Source organism: Larkinella knui, from assembly GCF_003858645.1.
Classification (GTDB): Bacteria; Bacteroidota; Bacteroidia; order Cytophagales; family Spirosomataceae; genus Larkinella; species Larkinella knui.
On record NZ_RQJP01000002.1, the window covers coordinates 1,141,330 to 1,166,472 of the forward strand.

General features: G+C 52.0%; 23 protein-coding genes and 1 pseudogene. 12 read left to right on the plus strand and 12 right to left on the minus strand.

Going from position 1 to position 25,143, the window contains the following annotated elements:
* Positions 1-17 precede the first annotated feature (17 nt).
* Positions 18-449: a Uma2 family endonuclease gene (locus EHT87_RS13505; protein ID WP_185716207.1), complete on the minus strand. Its 432-nt coding sequence runs from the start codon at positions 447-449 to the stop codon at positions 18-20.
* An 86-nt stretch (positions 450-535) separates the two neighbouring features.
* On the opposite strand from EHT87_RS13505, the gene argH reads away from it, so the two are divergent.
* The gene (gene argH / locus EHT87_RS13510) at positions 536-1,906 is read left to right on the plus strand and encodes an argininosuccinate lyase (RefSeq protein WP_124907137.1); all 1,371 of its coding nucleotides are present in this window, start codon (positions 536-538) and stop codon (positions 1,904-1,906) included.
* A 20-nt stretch (positions 1,907-1,926) separates the two neighbouring features.
* On the opposite strand, the gene EHT87_RS13515 is transcribed toward argH, so the two are convergent.
* Positions 1,927-2,787, minus strand: coding sequence for an SMP-30/gluconolactonase/LRE family protein (locus tag EHT87_RS13515; RefSeq protein ID WP_124907138.1), 861 nt, complete (start codon positions 2,785-2,787; stop codon positions 1,927-1,929).
* 94 nt (positions 2,788-2,881) lie between these two features.
* On the minus strand, positions 2,882-4,126 hold the full coding sequence (locus tag EHT87_RS13520) for an MFS transporter (protein ID WP_124907139.1): 1,245 nt from the start codon (positions 4,124-4,126) through the stop codon (positions 2,882-2,884).
* A gap of 115 nt (positions 4,127-4,241) precedes the next feature.
* Between EHT87_RS13520 and EHT87_RS13525 the strand changes: the two genes are divergently transcribed.
* Positions 4,242-4,904: a phosphoribosylanthranilate isomerase gene (locus EHT87_RS13525; protein ID WP_124907140.1), complete on the plus strand. Its 663-nt coding sequence runs from the start codon at positions 4,242-4,244 to the stop codon at positions 4,902-4,904.
* Positions 4,905-4,973: 69 nt separating this feature from the next.
* Here the strand turns inward: EHT87_RS13525 and EHT87_RS13530 are convergent, their stop codons facing one another.
* A complete protein-coding gene (locus EHT87_RS13530; RefSeq protein ID WP_124907141.1) occupies positions 4,974-5,411 on the minus strand; it encodes an Hsp20/alpha crystallin family protein in 438 nt (145 codons plus the stop codon).
* Positions 5,412-5,813: 402 nt separating this feature from the next.
* Here EHT87_RS13530 and EHT87_RS13535 point away from each other — a divergent pair, with 402 nt between their 5' ends.
* On the plus strand, positions 5,814-7,154 hold the full coding sequence (locus tag EHT87_RS13535) for a tetratricopeptide repeat protein (protein ID WP_124907142.1): 1,341 nt from the start codon (positions 5,814-5,816) through the stop codon (positions 7,152-7,154).
* Between the two features lie 92 nt (positions 7,155-7,246).
* On the opposite strand, the gene EHT87_RS13540 is transcribed toward EHT87_RS13535, so the two are convergent.
* The gene (locus EHT87_RS13540; RefSeq protein ID WP_124907143.1) at positions 7,247-8,017 is read right to left on the minus strand and encodes an AMP nucleosidase; all 771 of its coding nucleotides are present in this window, start codon (positions 8,015-8,017) and stop codon (positions 7,247-7,249) included.
* Between the two features lie 73 nt (positions 8,018-8,090).
* On the opposite strand from EHT87_RS13540, the gene EHT87_RS13545 reads away from it, so the two are divergent.
* Positions 8,091-8,564 carry a type I restriction enzyme HsdR N-terminal domain-containing protein gene (locus tag EHT87_RS13545; RefSeq protein WP_124907144.1) on the plus strand — a complete coding sequence of 158 codons (474 nt, stop codon included), beginning with the start codon at positions 8,091-8,093 and terminating at the stop codon, positions 8,562-8,564.
* Between the two features lie 63 nt (positions 8,565-8,627).
* Here EHT87_RS13545 and EHT87_RS13550 read toward each other — a convergent pair whose 3' ends face one another.
* From EHT87_RS13550 to EHT87_RS13565, 4 genes are all read right to left on the minus strand, one after another.
* Positions 8,628-9,293: a YceI family protein gene (locus EHT87_RS13550; RefSeq protein WP_124907145.1), complete on the minus strand. Its 666-nt coding sequence runs from the start codon at positions 9,291-9,293 to the stop codon at positions 8,628-8,630.
* Positions 9,294-9,355: 62 nt separating this feature from the next.
* Entirely contained in the window at positions 9,356-9,817 is a 462-nt protein-coding gene (locus EHT87_RS13555) for a MarR family winged helix-turn-helix transcriptional regulator (protein ID WP_124907146.1), read from the minus strand.
* 141 nt (positions 9,818-9,958) lie between these two features.
* The gene (locus EHT87_RS13560) at positions 9,959-11,917 is read right to left on the minus strand and encodes a BamA/TamA family outer membrane protein (protein ID WP_229321054.1); all 1,959 of its coding nucleotides are present in this window, start codon (positions 11,915-11,917) and stop codon (positions 9,959-9,961) included.
* A gap of 1 nt (position 11,918) precedes the next feature.
* Complete coding sequence (locus EHT87_RS13565) at positions 11,919-12,449, minus strand: GNAT family N-acetyltransferase (protein ID WP_229321056.1); 531 nt, start codon at positions 12,447-12,449, stop codon at positions 11,919-11,921.
* 86 nt (positions 12,450-12,535) lie between these two features.
* Between EHT87_RS13565 and EHT87_RS13570 the strand changes: the two genes are divergently transcribed.
* From EHT87_RS13570 to EHT87_RS13585, 5 genes and pseudogenes are all read left to right on the plus strand, one after another.
* Positions 12,536-13,120, plus strand: a complete 585-nt coding sequence (locus tag EHT87_RS13570) for a Maf family protein (RefSeq protein WP_124907147.1) — start codon at positions 12,536-12,538, stop codon at positions 13,118-13,120.
* Positions 13,121-13,155: 35 nt separating this feature from the next.
* The gene (gene moaC, locus EHT87_RS13575; protein ID WP_124907148.1) at positions 13,156-13,626 is read left to right on the plus strand and encodes a cyclic pyranopterin monophosphate synthase MoaC; all 471 of its coding nucleotides are present in this window, start codon (positions 13,156-13,158) and stop codon (positions 13,624-13,626) included.
* Positions 13,604-14,074, plus strand: a pseudogene (locus tag EHT87_RS31580) (NTP transferase domain-containing protein); the annotation flags it as partial. The gene moaC and the pseudogene EHT87_RS31580, both read left to right, overlap by 23 nt.
* Positions 14,075-14,140: 66 nt before the next feature.
* Positions 14,141-14,680, plus strand: coding sequence for a nucleoside deaminase (locus EHT87_RS31585; RefSeq protein ID WP_229321080.1), 540 nt, complete (start codon positions 14,141-14,143; stop codon positions 14,678-14,680).
* Between the two features lie 74 nt (positions 14,681-14,754).
* Positions 14,755-15,417, plus strand: coding sequence for a thiamine diphosphokinase (locus EHT87_RS13585; protein WP_124907150.1), 663 nt, complete (start codon positions 14,755-14,757; stop codon positions 15,415-15,417).
* A gap of 5 nt (positions 15,418-15,422) precedes the next feature.
* On the opposite strand, the gene porU2 is transcribed toward EHT87_RS13585, so the two are convergent.
* A complete protein-coding gene (porU2, locus tag EHT87_RS13590) occupies positions 15,423-18,806 on the minus strand; it encodes a putative type IX secretion system sortase PorU2 (protein WP_124907151.1) in 3,384 nt (1,127 codons plus the stop codon).
* Positions 18,807-19,099: 293 nt separating this feature from the next.
* Between porU2 and EHT87_RS13595 the strand changes: the two genes are divergently transcribed.
* The 3 genes from EHT87_RS13595 (at position 19,100) to EHT87_RS13605 (ending at position 22,952) form a co-directional block, all read left to right on the plus strand.
* Positions 19,100-19,522: a PadR family transcriptional regulator gene (locus EHT87_RS13595; RefSeq protein ID WP_124907152.1), complete on the plus strand. Its 423-nt coding sequence runs from the start codon at positions 19,100-19,102 to the stop codon at positions 19,520-19,522.
* A gap of 39 nt (positions 19,523-19,561) precedes the next feature.
* Positions 19,562-22,123: a PspC domain-containing protein gene (locus EHT87_RS13600; protein WP_124907153.1), complete on the plus strand. Its 2,562-nt coding sequence runs from the start codon at positions 19,562-19,564 to the stop codon at positions 22,121-22,123.
* A 70-nt stretch (positions 22,124-22,193) separates the two neighbouring features.
* Positions 22,194-22,952 carry a head GIN domain-containing protein gene (locus EHT87_RS13605; RefSeq protein ID WP_124907154.1) on the plus strand — a complete coding sequence of 253 codons (759 nt, stop codon included), beginning with the start codon at positions 22,194-22,196 and terminating at the stop codon, positions 22,950-22,952.
* A gap of 91 nt (positions 22,953-23,043) precedes the next feature.
* Here EHT87_RS13605 and EHT87_RS13610 read toward each other — a convergent pair whose 3' ends face one another.
* On the minus strand, positions 23,044-24,063 hold the full coding sequence (locus EHT87_RS13610) for a phytanoyl-CoA dioxygenase family protein (RefSeq protein ID WP_124907155.1): 1,020 nt from the start codon (positions 24,061-24,063) through the stop codon (positions 23,044-23,046).
* Positions 24,064-24,279: 216 nt separating this feature from the next.
* Complete coding sequence (kduI, locus tag EHT87_RS13615; RefSeq protein WP_124907156.1) at positions 24,280-25,110, minus strand: 5-dehydro-4-deoxy-D-glucuronate isomerase; 831 nt, start codon at positions 25,108-25,110, stop codon at positions 24,280-24,282.
* Between the last annotated feature and the right edge of the window lie 33 nt (positions 25,111-25,143).

Consider the following 25,143-nt stretch of genomic DNA (forward strand, 5'->3'; position numbering starts at 1 on the left):
ACCGAGCTTTTCATCCGTCAGCGTTCCGCCAATAAAATTCCGGTACGTTTCTGTATTATGAATGACGTGAATAATCTTAAACAAGGGATTGACCAACCAATAGGATTGAATACCAGCCGCAAAAAGAGATTTGATTTTTCGACTAATTCTTCCTGCGTCTGGGACGACATAATTTCGATAACCCCCAGCGGCATTTGAGCCATCCGGGTTTCATCATGCAGGGAGTCAAAGGTGAGTTGCGGATAAATGGCAATATCGGGAACGATCCATTTCTCAGCCATTGCCAGACTAACCTCCGATAAAAAATCGTACTGATTTCCGTATCGAATTGACAAGGCTACAAGTAGGCGGCTTTGAATTAACGCATGATTCTTACTGGGCATAGCTTTCCCGCGTTCTGTTTCGTAATCCGGACGTAGTTGCTCCGGCTGTGTGCTTACCGCTTCCATAACTCGCCTGTTTTTTAACAAATTTACTAAATAGTCCGGGAAGAACCGTTTAATTTTGCGGCTTTCCCACATACTCCCTCACACGCTTGAAACTCTGGCAAAAAGCAACTACCGACCCTAATTCCAAAGCGGCCGATTCCACGGCGGCCGAAAAAATCGAGCGGTTTACCGTCGGGCGCGACCGCGAAATGGATTTGTACCTCGCTCCTTTCGACGTTCTGGGCAACCTCGCCCACGCCACCATGCTCGAAACCATCGGCCTGATTTCGAATGATGAATTAGGAATGATGACCGATGAATTAAAAAAAATATACGGTCAGATTAAAGCGGGTGAATTTGTGATCGAGGAGGGCGTGGAAGACGTTCACTCGCAGGTGGAACTGATGCTGACCCGGAAACTGGGCGACGTTGGAAAGAAAATTCACAGCGGACGCTCGCGGAACGACCAGGTGCTGGTGGACCTGAAACTGTTCACCCGCGACCGGCTCTGGAAAGTGGCCGAAGCGGTTCGCCAGGTATTCGACCGGCTGATTGCCCGTTCGGAGCAGCATAAGGCCGATTTGCTGCCGGGGTATACGCACCTGCAAATCGCCATGCCGTCGTCGTTCGGGCTGTGGTTTGGCGCTTATGCCGAAGCTTTGGCCGACGACATGCTACTGGTACAAACCGCCTATCGCTTTGCCAACCGGAATCCGCTCGGTTCGGGGGCGGGCTACGGTTCGTCGTTTCCGCTCAACCGGACACTGACGACCGAGTTGCTGGGCTTCGAAGGCATGCACGTCAACGTGGTATACGCGCAAATGAGCCGGGGAAAAACCGAGCAAACAGCCCTGACGGCTTTGGCCGCCGTGGCCGCCACCCTCTCGCGGATGGCGATGGACATTTGCCTGTATAACAGCCAGAACTTTGGTTTTCTGACGCTGCCCGACGCCCTGACGACCGGTTCGAGCATTATGCCGCACAAGAAAAATCCCGATGTGGCCGAACTGCTCCGCGCCAAAACCAACCGCCTGAAAGCCCTGCCGATGGAGGTGACGCTCGTAATGAGCAACCTGCCGTCGGGCTACCACCGCGATATGCAGATTCTGAAGGAAATTCTGATGCCGGCTTTTGAAGAGATACTCGACTGTCTGGAAATCACGGATTTTATGCTGGAAAACATCCAGGTGAAACCCAACCTGATGGACGATCCGAAATACGATCTGATGTTCAGCGTCGAGCGGGTCAATGCGCTGGTGCTGGAAGGCGTTCCGTTTCGGGAAGCGTATCTGATGGTAAAAACCGAAGTGGAAGAAGGCACCTACCAGGCTTCGCGTGACCTGCACCACACGCACGAAGGGAGTATCGGGAATTTAGGTAACGATCAGATTGTGAAACACATGGAAAAGGCCATGCAGGGATTTGATGCGGAAAATGTGGAAAAAGCCGTGGAAAATTTAATCGGAACGCGAGCCTGATCCCGCGTTCCGATTAAAACTTACTCCACCCGGTAGGCCACCAGTTTATTCCTGAAAAACGTCGGGACAACGATCATTTTTTTACTCGAAACGTACTCAATATCAGCGGTATTCATCTTCTCGGGCCGGGAATCGAGCATTTGCTGCTTCTGTCCATCGGCGGTGATGTAGAACAGTCGTCCACTCCAGTCGGAAACAATGAAATCCTTCCCAACAGCCACAATCCCGTCGGTATTGCCCATGCCGTCGGCCACTTTGGTAATGGCTTTGGTTTCGACATCGATGGATTGCAACGCCCCGATTTTAGTGCTGCCGATCATCATTTTTTTCGTGCCGACCGCCAGCAAACCATTCGGATTGTTTAGTTCTCCACCATCGATCCAGATTTCCCACTTGCTGTCTTTCAGGCGGTAAATCTTGCTGTTCCGGCTGTCCGATACATACACGGTTCCGTCTTTATCGATTGTCACATCGTTCAGAAACGCCTTTTTGTCCGTTGCATCCCATGTCTGTTCGGCCTGGCCGTTCGACAGATTGATGGCCACCAGCCGATAGACATCCGTGACGTAAAGGCGGTTTTTATAGATTCCCATCCCCTTCGGCGCATTCAGACCAGTTGTCCACTTGATGCTTTCAATTTTCCCGTCGAGCGATACTTTCGAAATAAAACCGTCGCCGTCCAGCGAATCGGATTTTCCGGCAATATTGGCCACGTACAACACATTTCCTTTCGAGTCGTAGAGCACCGACTCCGGAACGCTCAGGGTAGAATCGGTTTCCCAGACTTTCACCAATTTCTTTTCTTTTTTCGGCGGCTCAAATGCCGACAAGGCAAGGGTTAGCAACACACTGCCGCTTAAAATCAGGTTTAGTAGACGCATGGTTCGATAGCAGATGGATTTCAGTTTTACCCTGTAAGTAACGACACGCAGGCCGGTATTCCAACCGTTCGGGTGGTTTGTTACTGTAGTGATGCTAACTTAACCGAACCGCAAATAGCTCTTTGGAATTGTAGTACACATACGCTACCACCAGCAGCGTCACAACCCCACCCAGCGCCACGGAGGGTACCACGCCCAGCAGCCGGGCGGCCACACCGGATTCGAAAGCCCCGATTTCGTTGGAAGAACTGACAAAAATACCGTTTACGGACGCCACCCGGCCCCGCATGTGATCGGGCGGAAAAATTTGCAGAACTGTATTCCGAATCACCACGCTGACGCTATCGAACGCACCGGTCACAAACAGGGCAAATACCGACAGCCAGAAATGGGTTGAAAAAGCGAACACCAGCGTGAAAATCCCGAAGCCCAGAACCGCAATGAGCATGTTGCGCCAGGCATTGTGTGTGGGCGGAAACCGGGTCAGCAGCAGCATGGTTCCGATGGCACCGATGGCCGGAGCCGCCCGCAGAATGCCCAGCCCTTCGGCCCCCACTTTCAGAATATCTTCGGCAAAAATGGGCAACATAGCCACCACGCCACCGAATAAGACCGAAAACAGATCGAGCGAAATGGAATACAGAATAATCTTGGTTTTAAACACAAACCGGATGCCTTCGCGCAGGCTGTTCCACAGGCTGTCCTGCGGGCCTTCGCGCACCGGAACCGGTTTTTTCTTAATGAATGAAAGCAGAACCAGACACACCAGCAACAGCCCGATAACGACCAGCAGGGAATTGTCCAGGCCCAGCCAGACGTAGAGGAAACCCGCAATGCCCGGCCCGGCAATGGCCCCGGCCTGCCAGAACGACCCGCTCCAGGTCGACGAATTGGCGTACAATTCCCGCGGCACCAGAAACGGTTTTAAAGACGAACTGGTGGGCGAATAGAATCCTTTGGCGGTACCAATCAGCACGAACACGCTGTAAATTACCACCAGCTGCGTGGTTTTCGATAAATTTCCGACAACCGATGGCTGGAAAACCAGGTACAGAACGACCGAACCCAGAATGATGATTGACAAACTGATTTGGAGAATAGACCGTTTTTCACGCCGGTCGGCCAGGTGACCGCCAAAAAGTGACATCGCGATGAACGGCAGCGCTTCGGCCAGTCCAACCAACCCCAGCGCCAGCGGGTCGTGCGTCATTTTGTATAATTCATACCCTAAAATGACTTCCTGAATCAGGAGCGTGGCTGTGATCAGAAAACTATTGGCGGCAAAAAAGCGAAATTCGGGGTAACGAAGGGCAGCGTATGGATCGTTCGTCGTATTCATACCGCAAAAATAAGGGTTCAATACTGATTTTGCTGATTATAAAGCTGAACTGTGATTTCTTTGTTCATTATTTTGTCATTAAAAACACCCCATCAGACTACTTTTCTTTTCAGATATGCACGTCAAAATCTGTTGCATCAGCAGTGTAGAAGAGGCCCGAATGGCCGTCGGTGCCGGAGCATCGGCGGTGGGCCTGGTTGGGCGGATGCCCAGCGGACCGGGCATCATCGGTGATGAACTGATCCGAACGATTGCGCAGGGCGTTCCGCCACCCGTGGCTACGTTTCTACTGACGAGTGAGCCAACCGCCGAAGCCGTGATCGAACACCACCGCCGGGTTTTTACCAATACCGTTCAGTTGGTCGATGCCCTGCCGCCGGGCAGTTACCGGACGCTGCGGGCGGCCTTGCCGGGGATCAAACTGGTGCAGGTCATTCACGTGCTGGACGAGGTCAGCATCGACGAAGCCCTGGCGTCGGCCGACGAAGTGGACGCGTTGCTGCTGGATTCGGGCAATCCGAAACTGGCGGTGAAGGAGTTGGGCGGTACGGGTCGCCGGCACGACTGGACGCTGAGCCGGCGGATTGTGGAGCAAAGCCGGGTACCGGTTTTTCTGGCCGGTGGCCTGAATCCGGAGAACGTCCGGCAAGCTATCGATACCGTGCAACCCTTCGGTCTGGATATTTGCAGCGGAGTCCGGACGGGCGGAAAGTTGGATTTAAAGAAACTGGAGCACTTTTTTCAACGTATCCACGGACCGGCGAGCGCCCCCGTTTAGTCCGTGGATACGAACATAAAAAACCCCGACCAAACTGGCCGGGGTTTTCTTTCTATGCGTCGACTAACCTTACGCTACTGCAATTTGTTTGGGTTCGATCACCGGTTTTTCAACTTTCGGCAGATCGATTTTCAAAATACCGTCGGTATAGGCGGCTTGGATTTGCTCGTTGTTCACGTTTTTCGGTAACCGGAAGCTCCGCTCGAAGGAGTTGTAGCTGAATTCTTTCCGGGTATAATTTTCGGCTTTTTCTTCCTTCGCTTCTTCCAGTTTGGCTGAGATGGTCAACTGGTTGTTGTTCAGGTTGATCGCAAAATCTTCTTTCTTCAAACCGGGGGCGGCCAGTTCAATGTGATAGGCGGTTTCGTCTTCTTTCACATTCACGGCAGGAACCACCGAGTTGACGGATTTAGCAACCGCTGGCGTACTGAAATGACGGTTGAATTCACGGCTTACCAGATTGTCAAAAAACGTTGGTAACTGGTTGTATTGAACTAAGGTTCTCATGGCTTTATGTTGGTTATTTTTTTAATTTCTTAACTACATCTCCTCTTATTCAACTTGTGTACCAATTCGAAAAACGCATTATTTACAGCCATTTTGTCAGTTTTTATAAATTTTTGCTCAAGTTTACTGCCATTTTGTCGTTATAATTGATTTTTTTGTCAGTTCGAGCAGACACGTACCCACACGGGCTCGAGTCCGCATTTTTCCTACTACTGGTCATTCACACCAGAATATCACGGACTCAAGTCTGTGGGTACCTGGCAGAAATACGGGCATAAAACGGTTAGCAGGATTTTTCATTTAGGTAATCACTAAAATTTAATGTAACCGATTGTTGATGCATCGACAATCAAACCTTATTTTTAGCCTTCCAATGCCTTCCTCTCAACCGTAATTTTACTTATGTTCCAACTTTACCGTCCTCTGTCCTTCCTGGTCTGTCTCCTACTCACTATCACTGTCTCACAAGCGCAACAGACGGGAGCTAATTTTTTTGAATCGGGTATCACAAAAAGCAAATCAGGCGATTTCATGGGTGCTCTTCAGGCATTTAGCATGGCCATCGGAGCAAATCCCGAAAATGCACCCAGCTATTACAACCGGGGGCTTGCCAAAGCGAATCTGAAAGATCACCGCGGAGCCATTCTGGATTACGATCGGGCCATTGAACTGAACGGAAAAGATGCCCTGGCGTATCTCAGCCGGGGAGTCAGCAAGAGCAAGCAGGACGACCACCGCGCGGCCCTGATGGACTTTAGCCGGGCGATTGAACTGGCACCCGACGATGCGCAGGCGTATTATTACCGGGGTGTCAGCCGCAGCCGTCTGGAACAATACCGGGGGGCGTTGCAGGATTTTTCGAAAACCATCGAACTGGATCCGAACAATGTCCAGACGTTATACGCCCGTGGCATTACCAAACAGAAACTGGACGACTATGCGGGCAGTCTGGCCGACTTTTCGAAAGTGATCGAACTGAATCCCAAACGCGCCCAGGCGTATGCGGGCCGGGGAGCCTCGCTGGTGCAGTTAAAACAATATCAGAAAGCAGCCGAAGATCTGAACAAAGCGATTGAACTGGCTCCGGAAGACGGGGAATCTTTTTATAACCGGGGCTTTGCCAAAAGTAAGCTGGAAGATTACAAAAGTGCGATGAACGATTACGACCGGGCGATCGCTCTTTCAGGAACCAACTACCGCGCTTTCTACGGCCGGGGCTTTTGCCGCGGAAAACTGGGCGATCAGCGCGGAGCGATTCAGGATTTCAGTACGGCCATTGAACTCGATAATGCCAATGTGGAAACCAAAGTGGTGTATAACGGCAAGATTTCACGACCCATACTGGACGGTTTGCGGAATGCGGTGCAGCAAAAAAACATCATCGATGCCTTGTCGACCGAGCGCTCGGAAGCTTATTTTAACCGGGCTATCAGCAAAAGCAAAACCAACGACGTCAAGGGTGCCACTGCCGATCTGAACAAGGCCATCGAACTAAACCCGACGTATTCCGAAGCCTATTTCACCCGCGGACTCATCCGTTCGCAGCAGGGTGACCAGAAAGGAGCCATTCTGGATTGCAACAGTGCGCTCCAACTCGATCCGAAATACGCCGAAGTTTATTACGTCCGCGGCATTATTCGCCACAGTCTCGGCGACGAAAACGGCGGTTGCCTCGACCTCAGCAAATCCGGCGAATTGGGCTACACGCCGTCGTACAAGGCGATTAGCGACTATTGTAATTGAATGATGAGTTATGAATGATGAACGATGAATGTTTATCGGCGAAGCCCATTCATCGTTCATCATTCATAACTCATCATTCCACTATCTAACGCTTACTCAAACCGCAGGTGTTTGACGGACTCGCCCGATGTGGCTAATTCGCGGAGGGAGTCGATGCCGATCTGGAGGTGTTTTTCGACAAACATGCCGGTCACGCGTTTGTCGCTTTCTTCGGTTTTGACGCCCTCCGGAACCATCGGATTGTCGGACACCAGCAGCAAAGCACCGTGCGGAATGGAGTTGGCAAAACCGACGGTAAAAATGGTGGCCGTTTCCATATCGATCGCCATTGCCCGGATTTCGACCAGGTAATTCTTGAATGCTTCGTCGTGTTCCCAGATGCGCCGGTTGGTCGTATAAACGGTTCCGGTCCAGTAATCCATCTCGTTTTTCTTGATCATGGACGAAACCGCCCGCTGCAACCGGAACGACGGCAGGGCCGGAATTTCGGGCCGCAGGTAATCATTGCTCGTGCCGTCGCCCCGAATGGCCGCAATGGGCAGAATCAGATCGCCGACCAGGGTCTTTTTCAAACCGCCACATTTTCCCAGAAACAATACCGCCTTGGGACTCACGGCCGTCAGCAAATCCATGACCGTTGCCGCCATGGCGCTCCCCATCCCGAAGTTGATGATCGTGATGTTATCGGCCGTGGCGGTTTGCATGGCCCGGCCCAGCCCGTGGATTTCGGTGTCGAATTTCTGAGCAAATAACTCGACGTAATTGATAAAATTCGTCAGTAAAATATATTCGCCGAACTGCTCAATGGGCGTTCCGGTATAGCGGGGCAGCCAGTTCCGGACAATTTCATCTTTAGTTTTCATCGTTTGAAGTGTAGAATAGGTCGACAGACGAATCAGCATCCTGTTAATCCGTCAGATTCCGTATTTTTGAAGAATGGAATCGCTAAACCTACCGGTTTTTGATTACAATACGAAGCAGATCGGCGGCAAACCGTATATTTTCGATGTGCTGCGGAAGAAGTATGTGCTCATTACGCCGGAAGAATGGGTGCGCCAGCACGTCGTTCATCTGCTTCTGAATCAGTATGGTTATCCAAAATCGTTGATTCGAAGTGAAGGCGGACTAAAGTTGAACCAGCTCCAGAAGCGGACGGATCTTCTGGTGTTCGACCGCAACGGAAAACCGTTTTTGCTGGTCGAATGCAAAGCGCCCCAGGTTACCGTAACCCAGCAGGTGTTCGATCAGATTGGCCGTTACAACCACGTTCACCAGGCACCCTACATGGTAGTCACCAACGGCCTGACGCATTTCTGCTGCTGCGTCGATTACCAGCTCAATACCGTTGATTTTCTGGACGATCTGCCCCGGTTTGACGGAGGTACCCACGGACTGCCGGGCGGGCCGTAGGTACAAAAAAACCGCGTCCTGATCATCAGGAACGCGGTTCGTTACGGGGGTAATCTTAAAAACTTATTTTGTCTTCACGCCTGATGCCGCGTTATCTGCCGTTGCGACAATGTTCATGTCAACCGTAAAGTCGTCATAAATCACTTTGTCGCCCAGGTTGTCGAAGAACGACTTCGAGCCGTATTTAATATCGAATTTTGCCCGGTTAATGGTCGCTTTTCCGCTAGCCGTCAACGTATTACCAGCAACCGAATACGTTACGGGGAACGTTATGGGGTTGGTGATTCCTTTGATCGTCAAATCGCCCGTTACATCCGCTACATTGCCTGCGGTGGCTTTCACTTTCGTAATTTTAAACGTAGCAACCGGATGTTTGGCAACCGAAAAGAAATCATCCGACTTCAGGTGGTTGATCAGCTTATCGTGGTATTCCTTGTTGTCTTTCAGGTCGGTGCTGGTGATGGTCCGGAGGTCGATCGACACCACACCGCCTTTTAACTGGTTGCCGCTGAGGGTTAAATAGCCTTTTTCAGCCTTTACGGGACCACCGTGCTCGCCCGTTACTTTTTTACCATTCCAGGTCAACACACTTTTATCGGTGTCGATGTTGTAAGTCGTCGTTTTGGCTACACTTTTTTTGGCATTGTCTGAAACACCATCGCGGGCTGCTGCGGGATTGCTGATTGCCACACTCAGGGCCACGAATCCTACTAAAATTTGCTTGTACATGAGATTAAATTTAATTTAGGGAAATTGGTTGGTTGTAATTGATTAATTTAAAAAGGAATTGATTATTCGGACGAACCCCGAAGTTTGTCCAAAAGGCGGTTCAGCTCATTGGCTTCGTCTTCAGTCAGGTTGTGAAACCGTTTTTCCCACTGGTTTTGGTGCTGATCCATTATTTTTAATAAATCCAGCCCTTTTTCAGTGATCACGACATCGACAGCCCGGCGGTCGTTGGGGCATTCGGTACGATGCGCTAATTCTTTTGCCAGCAATTTATCGACCAAACGGGAGGCATTGGACATTTTATCCAGCATGCGTTCCGTAATATCCGCTACTTTAACCGGATTAGGATACTGTCCGCGCAAAATTCGCAGGACATTATACTGCTGAATGGTTAATCCGTATGGTTTTAATAAATGCATCTGTTCATCGCATATCCACCCGTTCGTATACATCAGGTTTACTGTCATCCGATGATAGGGCGACCTGAACGATGTTGTCTGTTTTATGTCATTCTCGATTGGCATTGTCATCTTTGCTAAATGGGAAACCGCTTTTTCAGTGTCAGTTGCAAAATAACTATTTAACCACTAATTACCATTTCCAGTTAACGCTACAAATATACTGTCTATACATTTAATGTAACAACATTATATTCAAAAAAAGTTTCAGCGAAAAGGAATTATTTCAGGAGCCGAAATATCGAAGTCCCGGAAACGGGCCGTAGGAACGCCTTCAAAGGCCGGGCGGAAGGGTTGTGAATTCTGAGGAATGTTGGGATACCAGGAAATCCGAATCTGAAAACTATTGAACGTAAGGTTCTCATTCCGCAGCCGGAAGGCAAGCCCGTAGCCTTGATACAGAGGTCCCTGAAACAGCCGTTTAGTTTGGTAACTAACCAGCCCCAGATTAACAAACGTAACGAAGGCCACGCGGAAGCCGACAATGTTCAGGCGGGAGAACAGGATGTTTTCGAAATTGGTCAGCAACAGCTTGGTTCCCCGCAGATTATCGTTGTTGATTCCCAGCCGGTCGCGCCCACTCAGCGTCAGGTATTCATTCGCAAACCGCTCGGCTCCCATCGTATACCGGAAATTGACAAAATGCCGCCAGTTTCCCCAGTTCGTGGTTCGGAGCGGGGTAAAGTAGCTCGACTCCAGCGATAATATACCCTGCTCGACCGTGGTTTTACTGCGCAAAAAACTGCCGATGCTCACCGCACCGTACAAATACCCGAACGATTCCAGGTAATGGGCCTTGGAATATTTGAAACCCAGGTATTTCCGCTGGCCCAATTCGGCATTGTCATACCCCGCCACAAGGGCCGCCAGACTCCCGTAAGGAACGTCTTCCGTCCGTCCAAAACCGTAGATCAACACGTCCCGTACGTAGCGCCGACGCGACAGACCGATGCTGAACAGCGTGGCATTCGTGTTCTGAAACAACTGATTGGTATCGGCCCGCACTTCCGGTCGCGTCGTAAAGGCCAGCCGTGTAAACCGGGCCGCCACGACCAGACGCGTCCGGTCGTCGCCTTCGCCCAGAAAGCTAAAAAACGGTTTAAAGGCATACCCCGCCCAGATGTCGTTGTAATTGTAATTCAGTTTGGTCAACCGGGCGGTGTCTTCCGAAAAGACCACGTAGCGCGGAAACCGGTTGTGACTCAACTCAATCGAACCCGCCCACTTGGTGTCCGGCGTCAGAAAGGGCCGGTAAAAGCGGACGGCATACTGTTTCAAATCCCGGGTCTGGACCAGGTCAGCCTGCCCCGTAAAAAAGGTTTTCCCGATGTAGGGAATAATATACCGACCCCGGTATTCGAGTTTCTGGAACGGATCGACGGCATTGTAGGAAACCTGATTGGTGAACGTATGCGCCAGTCCGCGAAAATTCCGTTGTTCCAGCCGGAGGTCAAACCGGTTCAGACCGCCGACGCTCCCCGACGGCAACAGCGACCAGACATCCTGCGTGATGACGTAGACATCGACAAACCCCCGACTGCCCTCGTGCGGCACGACAATGATCCGGGCATCGTGAAAAACATTGGAATTCCGCAGCAGCCGCTCGTTGTCGCGCAAAGTGTCCGGACTCACGCGGTCGCCCTCTTCAAACAGCAAAAACGACCGACGGATAACGCCTTCCCGCGTATCGGCATGAAGTTGATTCGCCGTCCGCTCCAGCCAGCTTCGCGGTCGGCGCAGCGTATCGTAAACGCTGGGGCCAAAAACACCCAGCCGCCGGATGTAGATTTTATTGATAACCCGGCCCTGGTACGGCAGGAAAGGATTTACCTCAATTTCGTTGACATCCCCGGTTTTGATGCGGCTGTTATACATATCGTGAAACAGCAACTTGTGCAGTTCCCGCGTAACGCGCCGTTTAAACATCCGGTTTTTCAAATTTACGTAAAACACACTGTCGCGCACAATTTGTTTGGCATCCCGTATCCCCTTCGAAATCGAATCGGTCAGCGTGAGCGTATCCCGCTTCGTATCGGGAACGGGAATTTTGATTTCCTGCGCCACCGCCACCGAAACCGTCATCAGTAGCCACAATCCAGCCAGCCACCCCAGGCGGATGAGCGAAGCGGTATGGGTATCGATCCGACGACGTATAACTAGTTTCACGCTACTGTACTTCTATTTTCATCCAATAATCCCGCTGCCGTTCGTTGCCAAACTGAAAATAATGCCAGCCACACGTCTCAAACCCCATCCGTTTATAAAAGGCGATGGCCCGTTCGTTCCGCTCCCACACCCCCAGCCAAACGGCTTTGTACCCTTCCTGACGAGCCCTGGTCAAGCAATTTTGCATGAGCTGCCTTCCCAACCCTTGTCCAATCTGACGGGCTGACACATAGAGACGCTGAATTTCGATGGCATGCTGGCCCTTTAGCTGACGCGGAGGCCGATCCCGGCGCAGTTTGGCATAGCCAACCACTTCCTGATCCGGGCTGATTACCAGCAAAAAAGTATTTTTAGAATCAATCAACTCGCGCCGGGTGTTTTCAACTGAAAACGTGTTCGTTATATACGCTTCAACCAGCTCCGCCGGATTGTGTGGTGGTCCGAAGGCTTCCTGCATCGTACGGATCGCCACATCGGTCAGCTCAATAACATCATCCGGTGTGGCGGTTCGAATCTGAAAGGATGTTTTCAAGACGGTTTAGTTGTTATGTTTGCAGTAGTAAAGATGCTCTTGCCCCCTTATTAGTTTAAAGTATACGAATAATATTTTAAAAATCCATGCAATTGACCCGCCCCCTGGTGCTGGCATCCAATTCGCCCCGCCGACAACAACTGATGCGTGAAATGGGGTGTACGTTCCGTGTCGATGTTCGACCGACCGACGAAACGTTCCCGGCGGATATGCCCATTCCGGAGGTTCCGGCGTTTCTGGCCCGTCAGAAAGCCGACCGGTTTCGCTCTGATCTGGGCGACCAGCTGGTTTTATGCGCCGACACGATTGTGGTGGTCGATACCGCTATTCTGAACAAACCCGCCGATGCCGACGAAGCCGTGTCCATGCTCCGGCGGCTTTCGGGCCGTGCGCATCAGGTGATGACGGGCGTTTGTCTGCTCTCCGCCGAAGAAACCGTTTCGTTTACCGATCAGGTCACGGTGGTTTTCAATACGCTGGACGATTACGAAATCAACGCATACGTCGAGCAATACCGCCCCTTCGACAAAGCCGGGGCCTACGGTGTTCAGGAGCCCATCGGCATGATTGGCATCCAGCGCATCGAAGGCTCCTTTTACACCGTCATGGGCCTCCCCGTCCACCGCGTTTATCAAACCCTAAAGAAGTATGAATTAAGAGCCAACTCTTAACTCTTAACTCTTAATTCCTAACTCATAACTCCCGTATGTTTTCCCATATCGATTCCCAGGGCAATCCGTCGATGGTCGACGTTAGCGACAAAGCCATAACCCGGCGCGTGGCTCGCGCCCGGAGCATTGTGGTGTTGAACGACGCGATCATGCAGCACCTGCAAGGCCAGGATATTCAGACAAAAAAAGGGCCGGTTTTCCAAACCGCCATCATCGCCGGAACCATGGCGGCCAAACGCACCTCCGACCTGATTCCGCTTTGCCATCCGCTCGGTCTGGACAGTTGCAAACTGACCATTACCGCTCAGGGAAACGAGGTGATCATTGAATGCACGACTGCCCTCGAAGCCAAAACCGGCGTCGAAATGGAAGCGCTGGTGGGCGCTTCGGTAGCGGCCCTGACGGTTTATGACATGTGCAAAGCATTTTCGCACGATATTGTGATCAAAGAAACCCGGTTGCTGGACAAAACCGGCGGAAAAAATGACTTTCACCAAACCAGCTGAACCGGTTTCTCCCCTATTGGGACTGGTGCTCGCGGGTGGACGCAGCACCCGCATGGGCGTCGACAAAAGTACCATCAACTACCACGGAAAACCGCAGTTTGAATACTTGTACGAGTTGCTGGCTACCCATTGCGAAGACGTTTTTTTGTCGGTCAATGCGGAGCAGGTCAGTCAATTGGCCGACAGCCGGTTTAAGCTCATTGAAGACGATGCGACGGTTTTGGGTCCACTGGCCGGTATTCTGACGGCGTTCCGCAAACAGTCCGAACACCACGCCTGGCTGGTGGTGGTCTGCGATTTGCCGTTTTTATCCGAACAATCAATCCGGAAATTGGTAGTAAACCGGAGGCCGGATACCATGGCAACGGCGTTCTGGGACAGCGACCACCGTTTCCCGGACCCGTCCGTCTGTATTTGGGAACCGTCCGCGTATCCGGCCCTGCTGCGGGCTATCGCCGAAGGCGCGCCCTACCCGCGAACCATTCTGATGAATAACGATATTGAATTGCTGGAAATGGATGATGTGAACGAATTGACCAATGTGAACTCGCCGGACCTGTTGACGCCAGGCCAGCGGGACGAGCTTTTTCTGCGGGAAGCCATCCGGCTCGCCAAAGAAGGAATCCATACCGGCCAGGGCGGTCCGTTTGGGGCGGTTGTGGTGAGAGACGGCCGGATTGTGGGTCGCGGCTGCAACCAGGTCACCGCCACCAACGACCCCACGGCCCACGCCGAACTGGTAGCCATCCGCGACGCCTGCCGGAATTTAACTACCGCTCAATTAACGGGTTGCACCTTATATGCCTCCTGCGAGCCTTGCCCAATGTGCCTCGGTGCCATTTACTGGGCTCAGCCCGAGCGCGTTGTGTTCGGCAGTTTCCACAGCGACGCGGCCAAAGCCGGTTTTGACGACCAGTTTATTTATCGGGAACTGGAAAAGCCGCGCGAAAATCGCACCATCCCGATGACTCAACTCCTCCGCCACGAAGCCCAGACGGTTTTTGATGAATGGGTGGGAAATTCGACTAAACGAATGATGGATGATGAACGATAGATTGGCTGACGCTTTTAACTATGCGGAACGCCCCGTCATCGTTCATCATCCATCGTTCATCATTCGTTCAACCTATGTCTTCTCACCACATTGTACGCGATAAACAGGAACCGGCTTTGCTCATTGCCAACGGCGAAAGCTGCGACCCCGAACTGCTGGGCCAACTGCTCGAATGGAATCCGTTCGTGGTGGTGCTGGACAATGCCATCTGGCGCGTGCTGGACCTGGAAATTAAAGTCGACGCCCTGCTCGGCGATTTTGATTACCAGCCTGATTTTGAGTTGATTCGCGAACGGCAATATCCCATCGAGATTATTCACACGCCTGACCAGAACAAAACCGACCTCGACAAAGGCATCGAATTCCTGATCGAACGCGGTTTTCCGGCCGTCAATATCGTGTGGGCCACGGGCCGACGGGCCGATCACACGATCACGAATATGACAAATATTATTCGGTACAAAGACCGGATCAAGCTCGTCATGGTCGATGATCACTCGAAAATCACACCCCTGACCGGTTCTTTCGAAAAATGGTACGCCAAAGGAACACCCATTTCGCTTATTCCCGTTGGCACGGTGGGCGGGATTGTCACCGAAGGACTGACGTATAATCTCGCCGATGAAACCCTGACCCTCGGCTACCGAACCGGCAGCAGCAACGAAGCCGCTCAGGACGGGTTTGTCAAAATTCAATACCGGACCGGGGATTTGTTGCTGATGGAATGCTGGGACTGAGTGGCTTAGCGATTCAACACCACTTTGCCGCTTTTCTGTCGTCCGTCGGTCAGCAACAACCGGAACAGGTACAAACCGTTGGGCAGTTGCACCCCGCCCTGGTCGCTGCCATCCCACAGAAAGAGATTTTCGCCCACCCGAACCGGTTGGTGAAGCGTCCGAACCAGTTGTCCGTTCAGGTTCCGAATCAGAATCTGGCCCTCGCCCGGCGATTCGGTTCCCGAAACCGTAAATCGAAACCGGGTCTGCGCCGAAACCGGGTTGGGCGTGGCCTGAACAACCGACAAACTATCGGAATTCTGCACCCGAAACTGGATCTCGTACGGCCCCGGCCCAGCCCGGTTGCCACTGACATCGGTCGCAAAAACCTGCAGGGTATACAGGCCATCCGTCAGGTTTCGGGGTTGATAATCAAGCACAAACCGGTTGTCGGGACCGGCGGGTTTCCAGCTAACCGCCGGACCTGACAGCGTTACCCGCCCGAAATCGCAGTTTGCACACGGTTTTTTCAGAAACACCTCAATGCCGACGGTATCCTGCCGGATTCGATACGGATCTTCGTCCTGTAAAACCACACGAATCAGTGGATTCGCAGCCACCAGGGCTTCGTTTTTTAGTTGAACACCGTCAAACGTTACCTCCAGCAACGGATTGAACCGGTCGGCGGGAAAACGCTGGCCAGAATCCGGCAACATCACGCTGTAACCGGTCGTTTCTGCTTTCAGACCAAAAACCAGTACATTGTTGTTCTCGTCCAATTCATCGATCTGGTTGTCCGGATCAACCCTTATTTCATACTGGTTTGTCGTCGCGGCATTTGGCAATGAATCCGGTTTAAACGTATAGAAAAGCGTATCGCGGTAGGCAATGGCCGCGTGCAGCGTCGTGCCGTAGGATCGCAGCGGCCCGTTGGCCAGCCGCTGCCGAACCGCCAGACCCACGCGCTGGCGGGCATCGAAACGACCGGCATTGGTCACGACCACGCCCAGCCGTACGGAATCTCTTCGCGAACCCTGCTGAAACACGCCGGAGGAATTGACACTGAAATCCGGCTTTTGAATCGGAAACATGCGCAGAACCGGGTCGCCCTGCAACACCATCTGGTGGGCATTGGAAATGTCGTAGGTGCCGCTATAAGCCGCCAGTACGCGCCGGGTGGTTTCCTGCTGAACCAGGCCGATCGATTTCGTGAGAAAAGAACTGTCGGCAAATAACGTCTGGTAAAATTGCTGGGTGTAGGTTTCCAGGGGACCGGAATAGCCCGAACCGCTGTGCGCCAGAATCGCAATGGCTCCTTTATCGGGCGTCAGCAACCAGTCGGTCGACAGGTTGCCGGTAGACCCAAAAAAGATATTCCCAACCCCGCATCCGTTGAAAAACATCAGCGGATACCGCCCCTTGTTGCGGTACCCGTAAGCCGGTTTTGAAGCATACCCAAAGTCCAGATCGGTGACAATGGGTGACGAATGGCCGAAAAACGTCATCAGTGAAACGCCGGAGTTGACCATACCGCTGACGTCGACGCGCTCCACCGGCTCGTCGGTTTGTTTTGCCTTGACGGTAATGTTTGCCCCCACATACTGCCTGCGTGCGGTTAGGCTGACCTGATCCAGAATGCGCCGGAACGTCGTCAGTTCAGCGACGGAATGCCCGCCACTCAGGTGCAACACCTCTTTTCGCCAGGGCTCGTTGGCCGGTGTGCGTTCAAATTCCTTCACTTTTTCGAGGTAATTTAAAACCTCCTGCGGATTCAGCGTATTGATCCGCCCGGTTGGAATGGCCGGAACATTTTCCGGAAAACCCGCCAGTCCGGCCGTCAGCAACAGATCCGAGCCCGGCACATTACCGATCGTAAGCACCAGATCGCGGTAGTATTGATCCGGACTGGTCCGCATGGGATAATAGGCGTTGCCGCGTCCGATCAGCAGCATGTATTTCGTCGTATCGGCGGATGCGGTTTTGCCGCTCAGCATGTAATTGGCAAACCGGCGGATGGCCAGTGGCGTCCGTTCGCCGTAGCTAAACTGGTTGAGCAGTTGTTTCATCGTGACCACCAGCGTATCGTGACGGCCACCCGCTGCCGACGCCCGATAAGCCGCGTATTCTTTAACAGGATTCAGTACCGAGCCAACCGGCTTCATCAACGATTCGTGGCTGACGATTAGATAAGTATGTTTGCGGGGATCGATCTTCCGGAAAACCGTGCGTTCCAGTCGGGAGGGCGTCAGCGTTCCGGCGACAATCAGCAACTGGCGCGGAATTTCGGTGTCCGTCACCACCAGTTTCAGAAGCGTATTCTCGCGAACGGCCGACAGACGGCGCGGATACTGCGGATCGGTCAGGTCATAGATCATCGGATTTGCCGGTGCGTCCGTCAGTTCCAGATACGACCGTCCTTTCGGATTTGGCACTAAATGGATCGTATGCTGGGAGCGGTTTTTGAGGCTGAACGATTGCGGGTAGCGAAGCCGGTAGTAGCTCACCGAATAGCGATCGGTTTCAAACGAACCCCGCGATTCGGTAGACAGGATCAGCTCATTGGAAGAGGACACGTCAGCCGGCGGTATTTCAAACGACAGACGGGCGGTATTGAACCATTCGAACCGGGCCGTTGCCAGCGGAGTTTGGACGGGGGCGGTTTTTCCCGTAAACACATCGACCCGGTGCGAGGTATTGTCGCGACCGTTCAGCAAGAGTTCCATGGACGGTTTTACGGGTGCGGTCCGGATCCAGCCATCGAGCAGAAAAGTTCGACCAATGAGGCTGTCTTTTTTCAACATCGGTCCGGTATAGCCTTCGCCTTCCTCAAAAAACAGTTCGTAGGCCGATGGAAACGGCGACGGTCCGCCGTTCGATTGATTGATGGAAATCTCATTGGTCAATACGGTCAGTTGTTCAGCGAGGTGATACGGTTCCGGTTGCAGGTCCTTCGGGTCGGTTTCGGCCACCACGGCCATCCGTTTGCCCTTTTTTCCATCGAGCCGCCAGGTCAGAAAATAAGCGGCCGTATCCGAATACATGCTATAATACGCATGCGGCTGCGCACCCGAAGGCCGGTAGAGCAGCGAATCCTGACGACCGTCGTTGCGTTCACCGATAAACTCCACATAATCATCCGCATCCAGTTTGGCATCCGACTCACCGGCGACGTAAATGCTCAACTCGATCCCCCGCCGAAACATCTGCAACTGGGTGGGATTGATGGAATTGACCGGAATACCGGCTTTTTGCAAGTCGGCTGCTGTCAATCGGTAAACACCGGCCTGGGTGATGGGAATACGGTAATACGTTTGGGAATAATCGATCCATTCATTTCCTGTTATAATTGCTTGCGCAATCAATTTTTGAGACAGGAAGAAAAGCAAAAAACAGAACGCAGTGACTCGCATGGCAAAAGTGGACAAAGTACGGTTGGATAAACTTACGAATTAATATGACATCACGCCAAATCTGCCATTCATCTTCCCATTTCTTCCGCTCATCATTTCAGCAAATACTAATTTCTAAAGTACCTTGCATTGCATAGTACCTTTGTGTACCTTTGATTCATCAAAATTGGAAAGGTCAGGAGCTGGTTGGACGCCTTTTACTACGTGAACAACAACTGATGAACAACCGATTAGACCATGAACAAACCGGCCAGCTCCCACCACCGTCAACTAGTTAAACGTCATGCAGTGATATGAATATTGAAAATGCACAAGTGCAAATGCGGAAGGGAATTCTGGAATTCTGCATCCTGCACATCATCTCGCGGGGCGAAGTATACGCTTCCGACATGCTGGAGGAACTCACGTCCGCCCGCATTATGGTCGTTGAAGGCACGCTCTATCCGCTACTGACCCGGCTCAAAAATGCCGGGTTGCTCGATTATAAATGGGTGGAATCAACCTCTGGCCCCCCGCGGAAATATTACCTGCTGACCGAAACCGGCCAGGCGTCTCTGAAAGGGATGAACGATACGTGGCAGGAATTATCCGACTCGGTTAACTCGATTGTCAGTAAAACCGAAAAACACAAGGCGGCCATCAATGGATTGACCCCCGCAGAATTGTCGGCTTCGTCCATTGAGAAAAAGCCCGGAGCACCCAACACGGACATCTGACCTAAACACATTTCGACTCTTTCACACGCTTTTTTTGCCATGAAAAAGACCATTAGTATAAATATAAGCGGAGTGATCTTCCACATTGAGGAAGATGGCTACGATAAATTAAAGGGGTATCTTACGTCGATTCAACACTATTTTTCGACCTACGAAGATAGCCAGGAAATCATTACCGACATCGAAAACCGGATTGCCGAAAAGCTGCTCAACAAGCTCAAAGCCGCCGAGAAACAAGCCAGTCCGCGCCAGGTCGTTACCCTGGAGGATGTCAACGAACTGATTCTGTCGATGGGAACCGTCGCCGATTTCGAAGCCATCGAGGAAGAAGACAGCATTGGGGCCAGCACAGCCGCCAGCAGTCGCTCGCAGACGGCCTACCAGTCGGCCTCCGCCACCGGAGCAGGCCCCGAACCGAAAACCGGCCCCGCCACCGGAACGGGCGCCGTTCCTCCTCCGCGTCCAGGCGGTTTGCCCCCGCGCAAGCTGTACCGCGATTTACGCCGGAAAATTGCCGGTGGCGTCGCTTCCGGTATTGCGAATTATTTCAACATCGACCCGGTTTGGGTGCGGCTCGTTTTTGTAACACTCATTCTGGCTCTGCCCCCGTTCAGCGGCATTCTGGGTGGAGGTGGCGAATTTTTTGGTGGCCTTTCGGGCTTTACCGTGATCCTCTACATCGCCATGTGGGTGGCCTTCCCCGGCTCAACGACGCTGGAAGATGACAAAAGCGTCAAGAAATTTTACCGGAATCCGGACGACAAGGTGATGGGTGGCGTTGCTTCGGGTATCGCTGCTTACTTTGGGATTGATGCCGGTGTAGTTCGTCTGCTCTTCGTACTGGCAATTTTTCTGTTCGGGACCGGTTTTCTAGCGTATATAGTACTTTGGATCATCTCCCCGCCGGCCAATACATTAACCGAAAAAATGGAAATGCAGGGGGAGCCCATTACGCTCTCGAACATCGAGAGCAATATCAAGCGCAGCCTTGATATCAACGAAACCGCCGAAGAAAGTACGTTAGCCAAGGTTCTTCTGTTTCCGTTCCGATTGATTGCCACCATCTTCAACGGGCTGGCCAGTATCCTGGGGCCGCTGGCACGCGGTACGGTATCCATTGTACGGGTTTTGGCCGGGGTTTTACTGGTGGTCATTGGATTTGGGATCATGGTCGGCGCGCTGGGGGTATTGGGTACGGTTTTTGGCCTGAAGGGAATTCACTTCGGCAACAGCGACATTCCTTACATGATTCAGCGCGAAATTACGCCCCCGATGATTCTATCGGCTTTCATTGCGGTTTTTCTTCCGGGTCTGGCCATCGCGATTCTGGGAATTACGATTATTTCGCAACGGGCGCTGGTCACCACGGCCATATCGCTAACCCTGCTGAGTGTCTGGTTTTTAGGCCTGATTGGCCTGGCCGCTACGGTTCCGCAGATCGCTAATGAATTCAGCCGCAGTGGTGTGGTTGAAGAAACGGTTCCGTTGCCCATTCCGGCGGCTATTCCGACTTTGGACATCAACGATGTCGATGATAATGATGGTGATTTTCATACGTCCATTGAGCTGGAAGGGGTCGATGGCACAGCCTGGAGCCTGTTAAAACGCCAGGAAGCCCAGGGACCAACCCGCCAGGAAGCCCAGCGGAATGCCCGCACGGTGGTCTATAACTGGTCGGTCAAAGATTCACTAATCCGTTTTGACGATAGTTACGAGATCAAACCTGGTGCGCGATTCCGGGCCCAGGATATCGATCTCACCATCTATATTCCTTACGAGCGTCCATTCCGGATGACCGAAGCCTTTGCCCGTCACATCCGCAACGAGTTTGGTGGTCAGGAACTGGAACGCATGAAAAGCAGCATCTGGAAATTCAGCAAAACCGATGGACTGGTTTCCCTGACTCATCCGCGTGAGCTCAATGAAAACCGCTATGAAGAAGATTTTGATACCAACGACGCCATTGACGAAGTACTGCGCAACGAACTGGGCGATGATTTTCAAAACAAAGGTGACTATACCCGCCAGTTTGAAGCGACCAACTTCTCAAAAATCGACCTGGGTGGTGCTTTTGCGGTGCGGGTGAAACGGGGTGAAACCTTTAAGGTAATTGCCGACGGACGTGAAGAAGACATCGATGAGCTGCGGGTTCGGGTTGAAAATGGCGAACTGCACGTCGATTTCCGCAACGAAGGCATGTTCCAATGGCGCAATCGCCGTCGCATCGGGATTACCATCACGATGCCGGATGTAAAATCCGTTCACTTCTCGGGGGCAACCCAATCGATCATTACCGGTTTTGACACGCTCGACAACCTGGATTTGAAGTTGACCGGAGCCTGTAAAACGCTGCTGGATGTGAAAGCCAACAAGTTGGACATCGATCTGACCGGCGCTTCGAAAGCCACCCTGCGCGGTCGTGCCAACAGTCTGGATGCGCAACTCTCCGGGGCCTGCAAACTGGATGCTACGGCCATGAACGTGGGCCGGGCCGACGTCAATGCGGTTGGGGCCAGCAACGCAGAATTCGGTACGGTAAAAGATCTGAACTCCAAAACTACCGGGGCCAGCAGCGTAAATGGTCCAAAAAATCAGGAATAAGGTTAGTAAGGGTGCAACGTTTTACGATCGACCTGCATCCTTACCTAAATTCTTCAAATAACTTTTAGGTATGAAAAGGTCATTTGCCCCCCATTTAAGTACGCTGTTGCTCCTGGCAACCACCGTTTTATCGGTAGCCGCCATCAGTCCTTCGGGAAGCCAGTTAGTGGAAATCATGAGCAACCTGCCCGTCCAGGATGAAACCCGCACGTTCAATGTCAGCAATTTCGACCAGCTCGACCTCGGCAGTGCCTTCACCATTCACGTAACCCGTGGCATTGGGTACAAGGTTACGGCTTCCGGCCGGAGTGATGATCTGGATGACCTGGAAGCCAAAGTGAACGGCAATAAATTGCAGGTACGGTATAAAGACAAGCTTGGCTGGGGCCGCAACCGGCAGCGGGTTACGGTCAATGTGACCATGCCGAACCTGAGAAGTGTTTCCTTTTCGGGCGCATCCCGCTCCGATGTAACGGGCTTCCACAACCTCAAAGAACTGGGTGTGGACATTTCGGGCGCGTCCACTTCGAACATCGAAGTAGACGCCGAACGGGTGATGATTGACCTTTCCGGCGCATCCAATGTTACCTTGACTGGTCAGGCCAAACGGGTTGAAGGAGACGTTTCGGGGGCAACCACACTGAAGGCCTATGATCTGAAAGTTGCCAATGCCTCCATCGATCTTTCGGGAGCCAGCAGTGCCCGGATGCACGTCACCGATCGGCTCGATGCCGAAGCCAGCGGAGCAAGTAGCCTGACCTACCGCGGCTCAGCCTCGATCCGCTCCAATACCTCCGGTGCCAGTTCAATAAAGAGTGTCGACCGATGAACTTCATGAAGTTATACTAGAGATTGGTAGAATCAAAAATCGCCTTCCGGCTTCGGAAGGCGATTTTTTTATAGAACAACACGCCATTAGTCTATTGATTGAGACTCTCACCGCGTTTGAAAGAATTTTCGTACTCTTTGAGTTTTGGATCGGCAAAAACATCGGCGCCGTTCAAATTATAGCGGACCGGTTCGTTGACGAGGTCATGGCGGTGGCGGAAATAACCCTGAGCCGATGAATAGTGGCATACATACGATTTCCGGGTGAGGCTATCGTCCAGAATCGGTTCTCCACCGTGGGCCAGAGCGGCATGCCAGATCAACACGTCGCCTTTCTTGAGCAACAGCGTTTTCCGTTCGAAACCTTCGCATTTAGCACTCAGGTAACGGCCAAAATCCGTTGGATTCTTACTTGATTCACCCGTGAAGAAAATACCATTGCCCCAGTCGAACTTCGGAATTTTGTGCGAACCGACAAAATAGTGTAATTCGCCCGATCCAGCTTTAACATCTTCCAGCGCGATCCAGGAAGCCGCCAGGTGGCTCGGAACCTGTGGCACCACATATGGAAAATCCTGGTGTGTTTCCTGCTGCGAACCATACAAAAAGGTTAGACTTTGCATAGCCACCACCTTTTCGTTAAAAATCGCTTCCAGAAAGGATACAATGGCTTTGTGCAGCATCAATTTCTTGCCGGCTACAGAAGCATTATGGAAGTCCATTATTTTAATGTACTGTCCTTCAATGATTTCGCGCGGCACATCCCGGACTTTCATTACCGGATGCTTGCTGTATTCGGGCCGGTCGATGCGAATGTTGATGTCATACTTTTTGTGATCGTCGATCAATTCCTGCACATCAGCCAGGTACGCATCGATAAGCTCGTCAGAAATGACTTTTTCAAGAATGACGTACCCGTTTTCCTTCCAGAAATGAAGTTTTTCGGTTAAATCGTAGGGCAACTGGGTCGCTTTGGGAAATTGTCTGACGAATCCTTCGATATCCGGATTCTTCTTGTCAATCCACGGCAAATTTTCAGCCGGAAAATCAGTTAGGACAGGGGCAGGAAACAATTTGTTGTAAGCCTGCCTGGCTTTGTTTACGAAGGACATAGTTTCAGGTGACGAAATTGCGCTCAAAGTTACTCTTATCTGCTTACATTCTTAGTGCCGACCCAGGCAATCCGTCTACTTGTGCCAAAAAACTCCCTACAGACACTGATTATCAGCCAGTACTGTAGGGTCGACTTTAAATTAAATGAAGAGTAAAACGGGGTTCGCGCCCGGCTTTCGAATTCCGAACGCGCCAAACGAATGGGCTCAATTTAATTACCGGATGTCGTTTACCGGCACGAAATCCATATCGGTAAACGTATAATTTTCACCCGCCATGGCCCAGATGAACGAGTAACTGGACGTTCCGGCACCCGCGTGGATGGACCACGGCGGGGAAAGAATGGCCTGGTTGCTGGCAACCAGCAGGTGGCGGGTTTCCTGAGGATGGCCCATAAAATGAAAAACGCGCTGATTCTCAGGAATATCGAAATAAATATACGCTTCCATGCGCCGGTCGTGTACGTGGGGCGGCATGGTATTCCAGATGCTGCCGGATTTTAGCGTTGTCAGCCCCATCACCAACTGACAACTTTGCAGTCCGTCGGCATGAATGTACTTATAAATGGTTCGTTGGTTAGCGGTTTCCTGCGCGCCCATTTCGGCGGGTGAAGCTTCCGCCGATGTCAGTTTCGCTGTCGGACACGTCCGGTGTGCGGGCGTCGAGATGAGCGCAAACCGGGCGGGTTCATCCGCTCGGGTGCTGCTAAAAACCACCTCCCGGCCTCCCAAACCAACGTATAAACAATCCTTTTTCGCTAACTCAATCGCCTGTCCATCAACCGTTACCGTACCGTTACCGCCCAGGTTGATGATTCCCAGCTCACGCCGTTGCAAAAAGAATTCGGCTTTCAACTCATCATACGTTGGCAGGATTTGTGGCCCCCCAACAGGCATGATTCCGCCCACAATCATCCGGTCATAGTGTGAATAAACCAGCTCAAATGAATCGGGTTGAAACAAGCTTTCGATGAGGAAATCGCGACGGATCCGGTCGGTATCGTATTGCTTAAAATCGGTCGGATTGGTTGTATAACGGGTTTGCATGAGCGATAAAATCTGGTTAGCTGATAGAGAGCC

What these genes read in the sequence shown, in the direction of transcription:
- EHT87_RS13505 (WP_185716207.1), bottom strand. Translation starts at nt 449, where the DNA reads ATGGAAGCGGTAAGCACACAGCCGGAGCAACTACGTCCGGATTACGAA.
- EHT87_RS13515 (WP_124907138.1), bottom strand. Translation starts at nt 2,787, where the DNA reads ATGCGTCTACTAAACCTGATTTTAAGCGGCAGTGTGTTGCTAACCCTT.
- EHT87_RS13520 (WP_124907139.1), bottom strand. Translation starts at nt 4,126, where the DNA reads ATGAATACGACGAACGATCCATACGCTGCCCTTCGTTACCCCGAATTT.
- EHT87_RS13525 (WP_124907140.1), top strand. Translation starts at nt 4,242, where the DNA reads ATGCACGTCAAAATCTGTTGCATCAGCAGTGTAGAAGAGGCCCGAATG.
- EHT87_RS13530 (WP_124907141.1), bottom strand. Translation starts at nt 5,411, where the DNA reads ATGAGAACCTTAGTTCAATACAACCAGTTACCAACGTTTTTTGACAAT.
- EHT87_RS13535 (WP_124907142.1), top strand. Translation starts at nt 5,814, where the DNA reads ATGTTCCAACTTTACCGTCCTCTGTCCTTCCTGGTCTGTCTCCTACTC.
- EHT87_RS13540 (WP_124907143.1), bottom strand. Translation starts at nt 8,017, where the DNA reads ATGAAAACTAAAGATGAAATTGTCCGGAACTGGCTGCCCCGCTATACC.
- EHT87_RS13545 (WP_124907144.1), top strand. Translation starts at nt 8,091, where the DNA reads ATGGAATCGCTAAACCTACCGGTTTTTGATTACAATACGAAGCAGATC.
- EHT87_RS13550 (WP_124907145.1), bottom strand. Translation starts at nt 9,293, where the DNA reads ATGTACAAGCAAATTTTAGTAGGATTCGTGGCCCTGAGTGTGGCAATC.
- EHT87_RS13555 (WP_124907146.1), bottom strand. Translation starts at nt 9,817, where the DNA reads ATGCCAATCGAGAATGACATAAAACAGACAACATCGTTCAGGTCGCCC.
- EHT87_RS13570 (WP_124907147.1), top strand. Translation starts at nt 12,536, where the DNA reads ATGCAATTGACCCGCCCCCTGGTGCTGGCATCCAATTCGCCCCGCCGA.
- moaC (WP_124907148.1), top strand. Translation starts at nt 13,156, where the DNA reads ATGTTTTCCCATATCGATTCCCAGGGCAATCCGTCGATGGTCGACGTT.
- EHT87_RS31585 (WP_229321080.1), top strand. Translation starts at nt 14,141, where the DNA reads ATGGATGATGTGAACGAATTGACCAATGTGAACTCGCCGGACCTGTTG.
- EHT87_RS13585 (WP_124907150.1), top strand. Translation starts at nt 14,755, where the DNA reads ATGTCTTCTCACCACATTGTACGCGATAAACAGGAACCGGCTTTGCTC.
- porU2 (WP_124907151.1), bottom strand. Translation starts at nt 18,806, where the DNA reads ATGCGAGTCACTGCGTTCTGTTTTTTGCTTTTCTTCCTGTCTCAAAAA.
- EHT87_RS13595 (WP_124907152.1), top strand. Translation starts at nt 19,100, where the DNA reads ATGAATATTGAAAATGCACAAGTGCAAATGCGGAAGGGAATTCTGGAA.
- EHT87_RS13600 (WP_124907153.1), top strand. Translation starts at nt 19,562, where the DNA reads ATGAAAAAGACCATTAGTATAAATATAAGCGGAGTGATCTTCCACATT.
- EHT87_RS13605 (WP_124907154.1), top strand. Translation starts at nt 22,194, where the DNA reads ATGAAAAGGTCATTTGCCCCCCATTTAAGTACGCTGTTGCTCCTGGCA.
- EHT87_RS13610 (WP_124907155.1), bottom strand. Translation starts at nt 24,063, where the DNA reads ATGTCCTTCGTAAACAAAGCCAGGCAGGCTTACAACAAATTGTTTCCT.
- kduI (WP_124907156.1), bottom strand. Translation starts at nt 25,110, where the DNA reads ATGCAAACCCGTTATACAACCAATCCGACCGATTTTAAGCAATACGAT.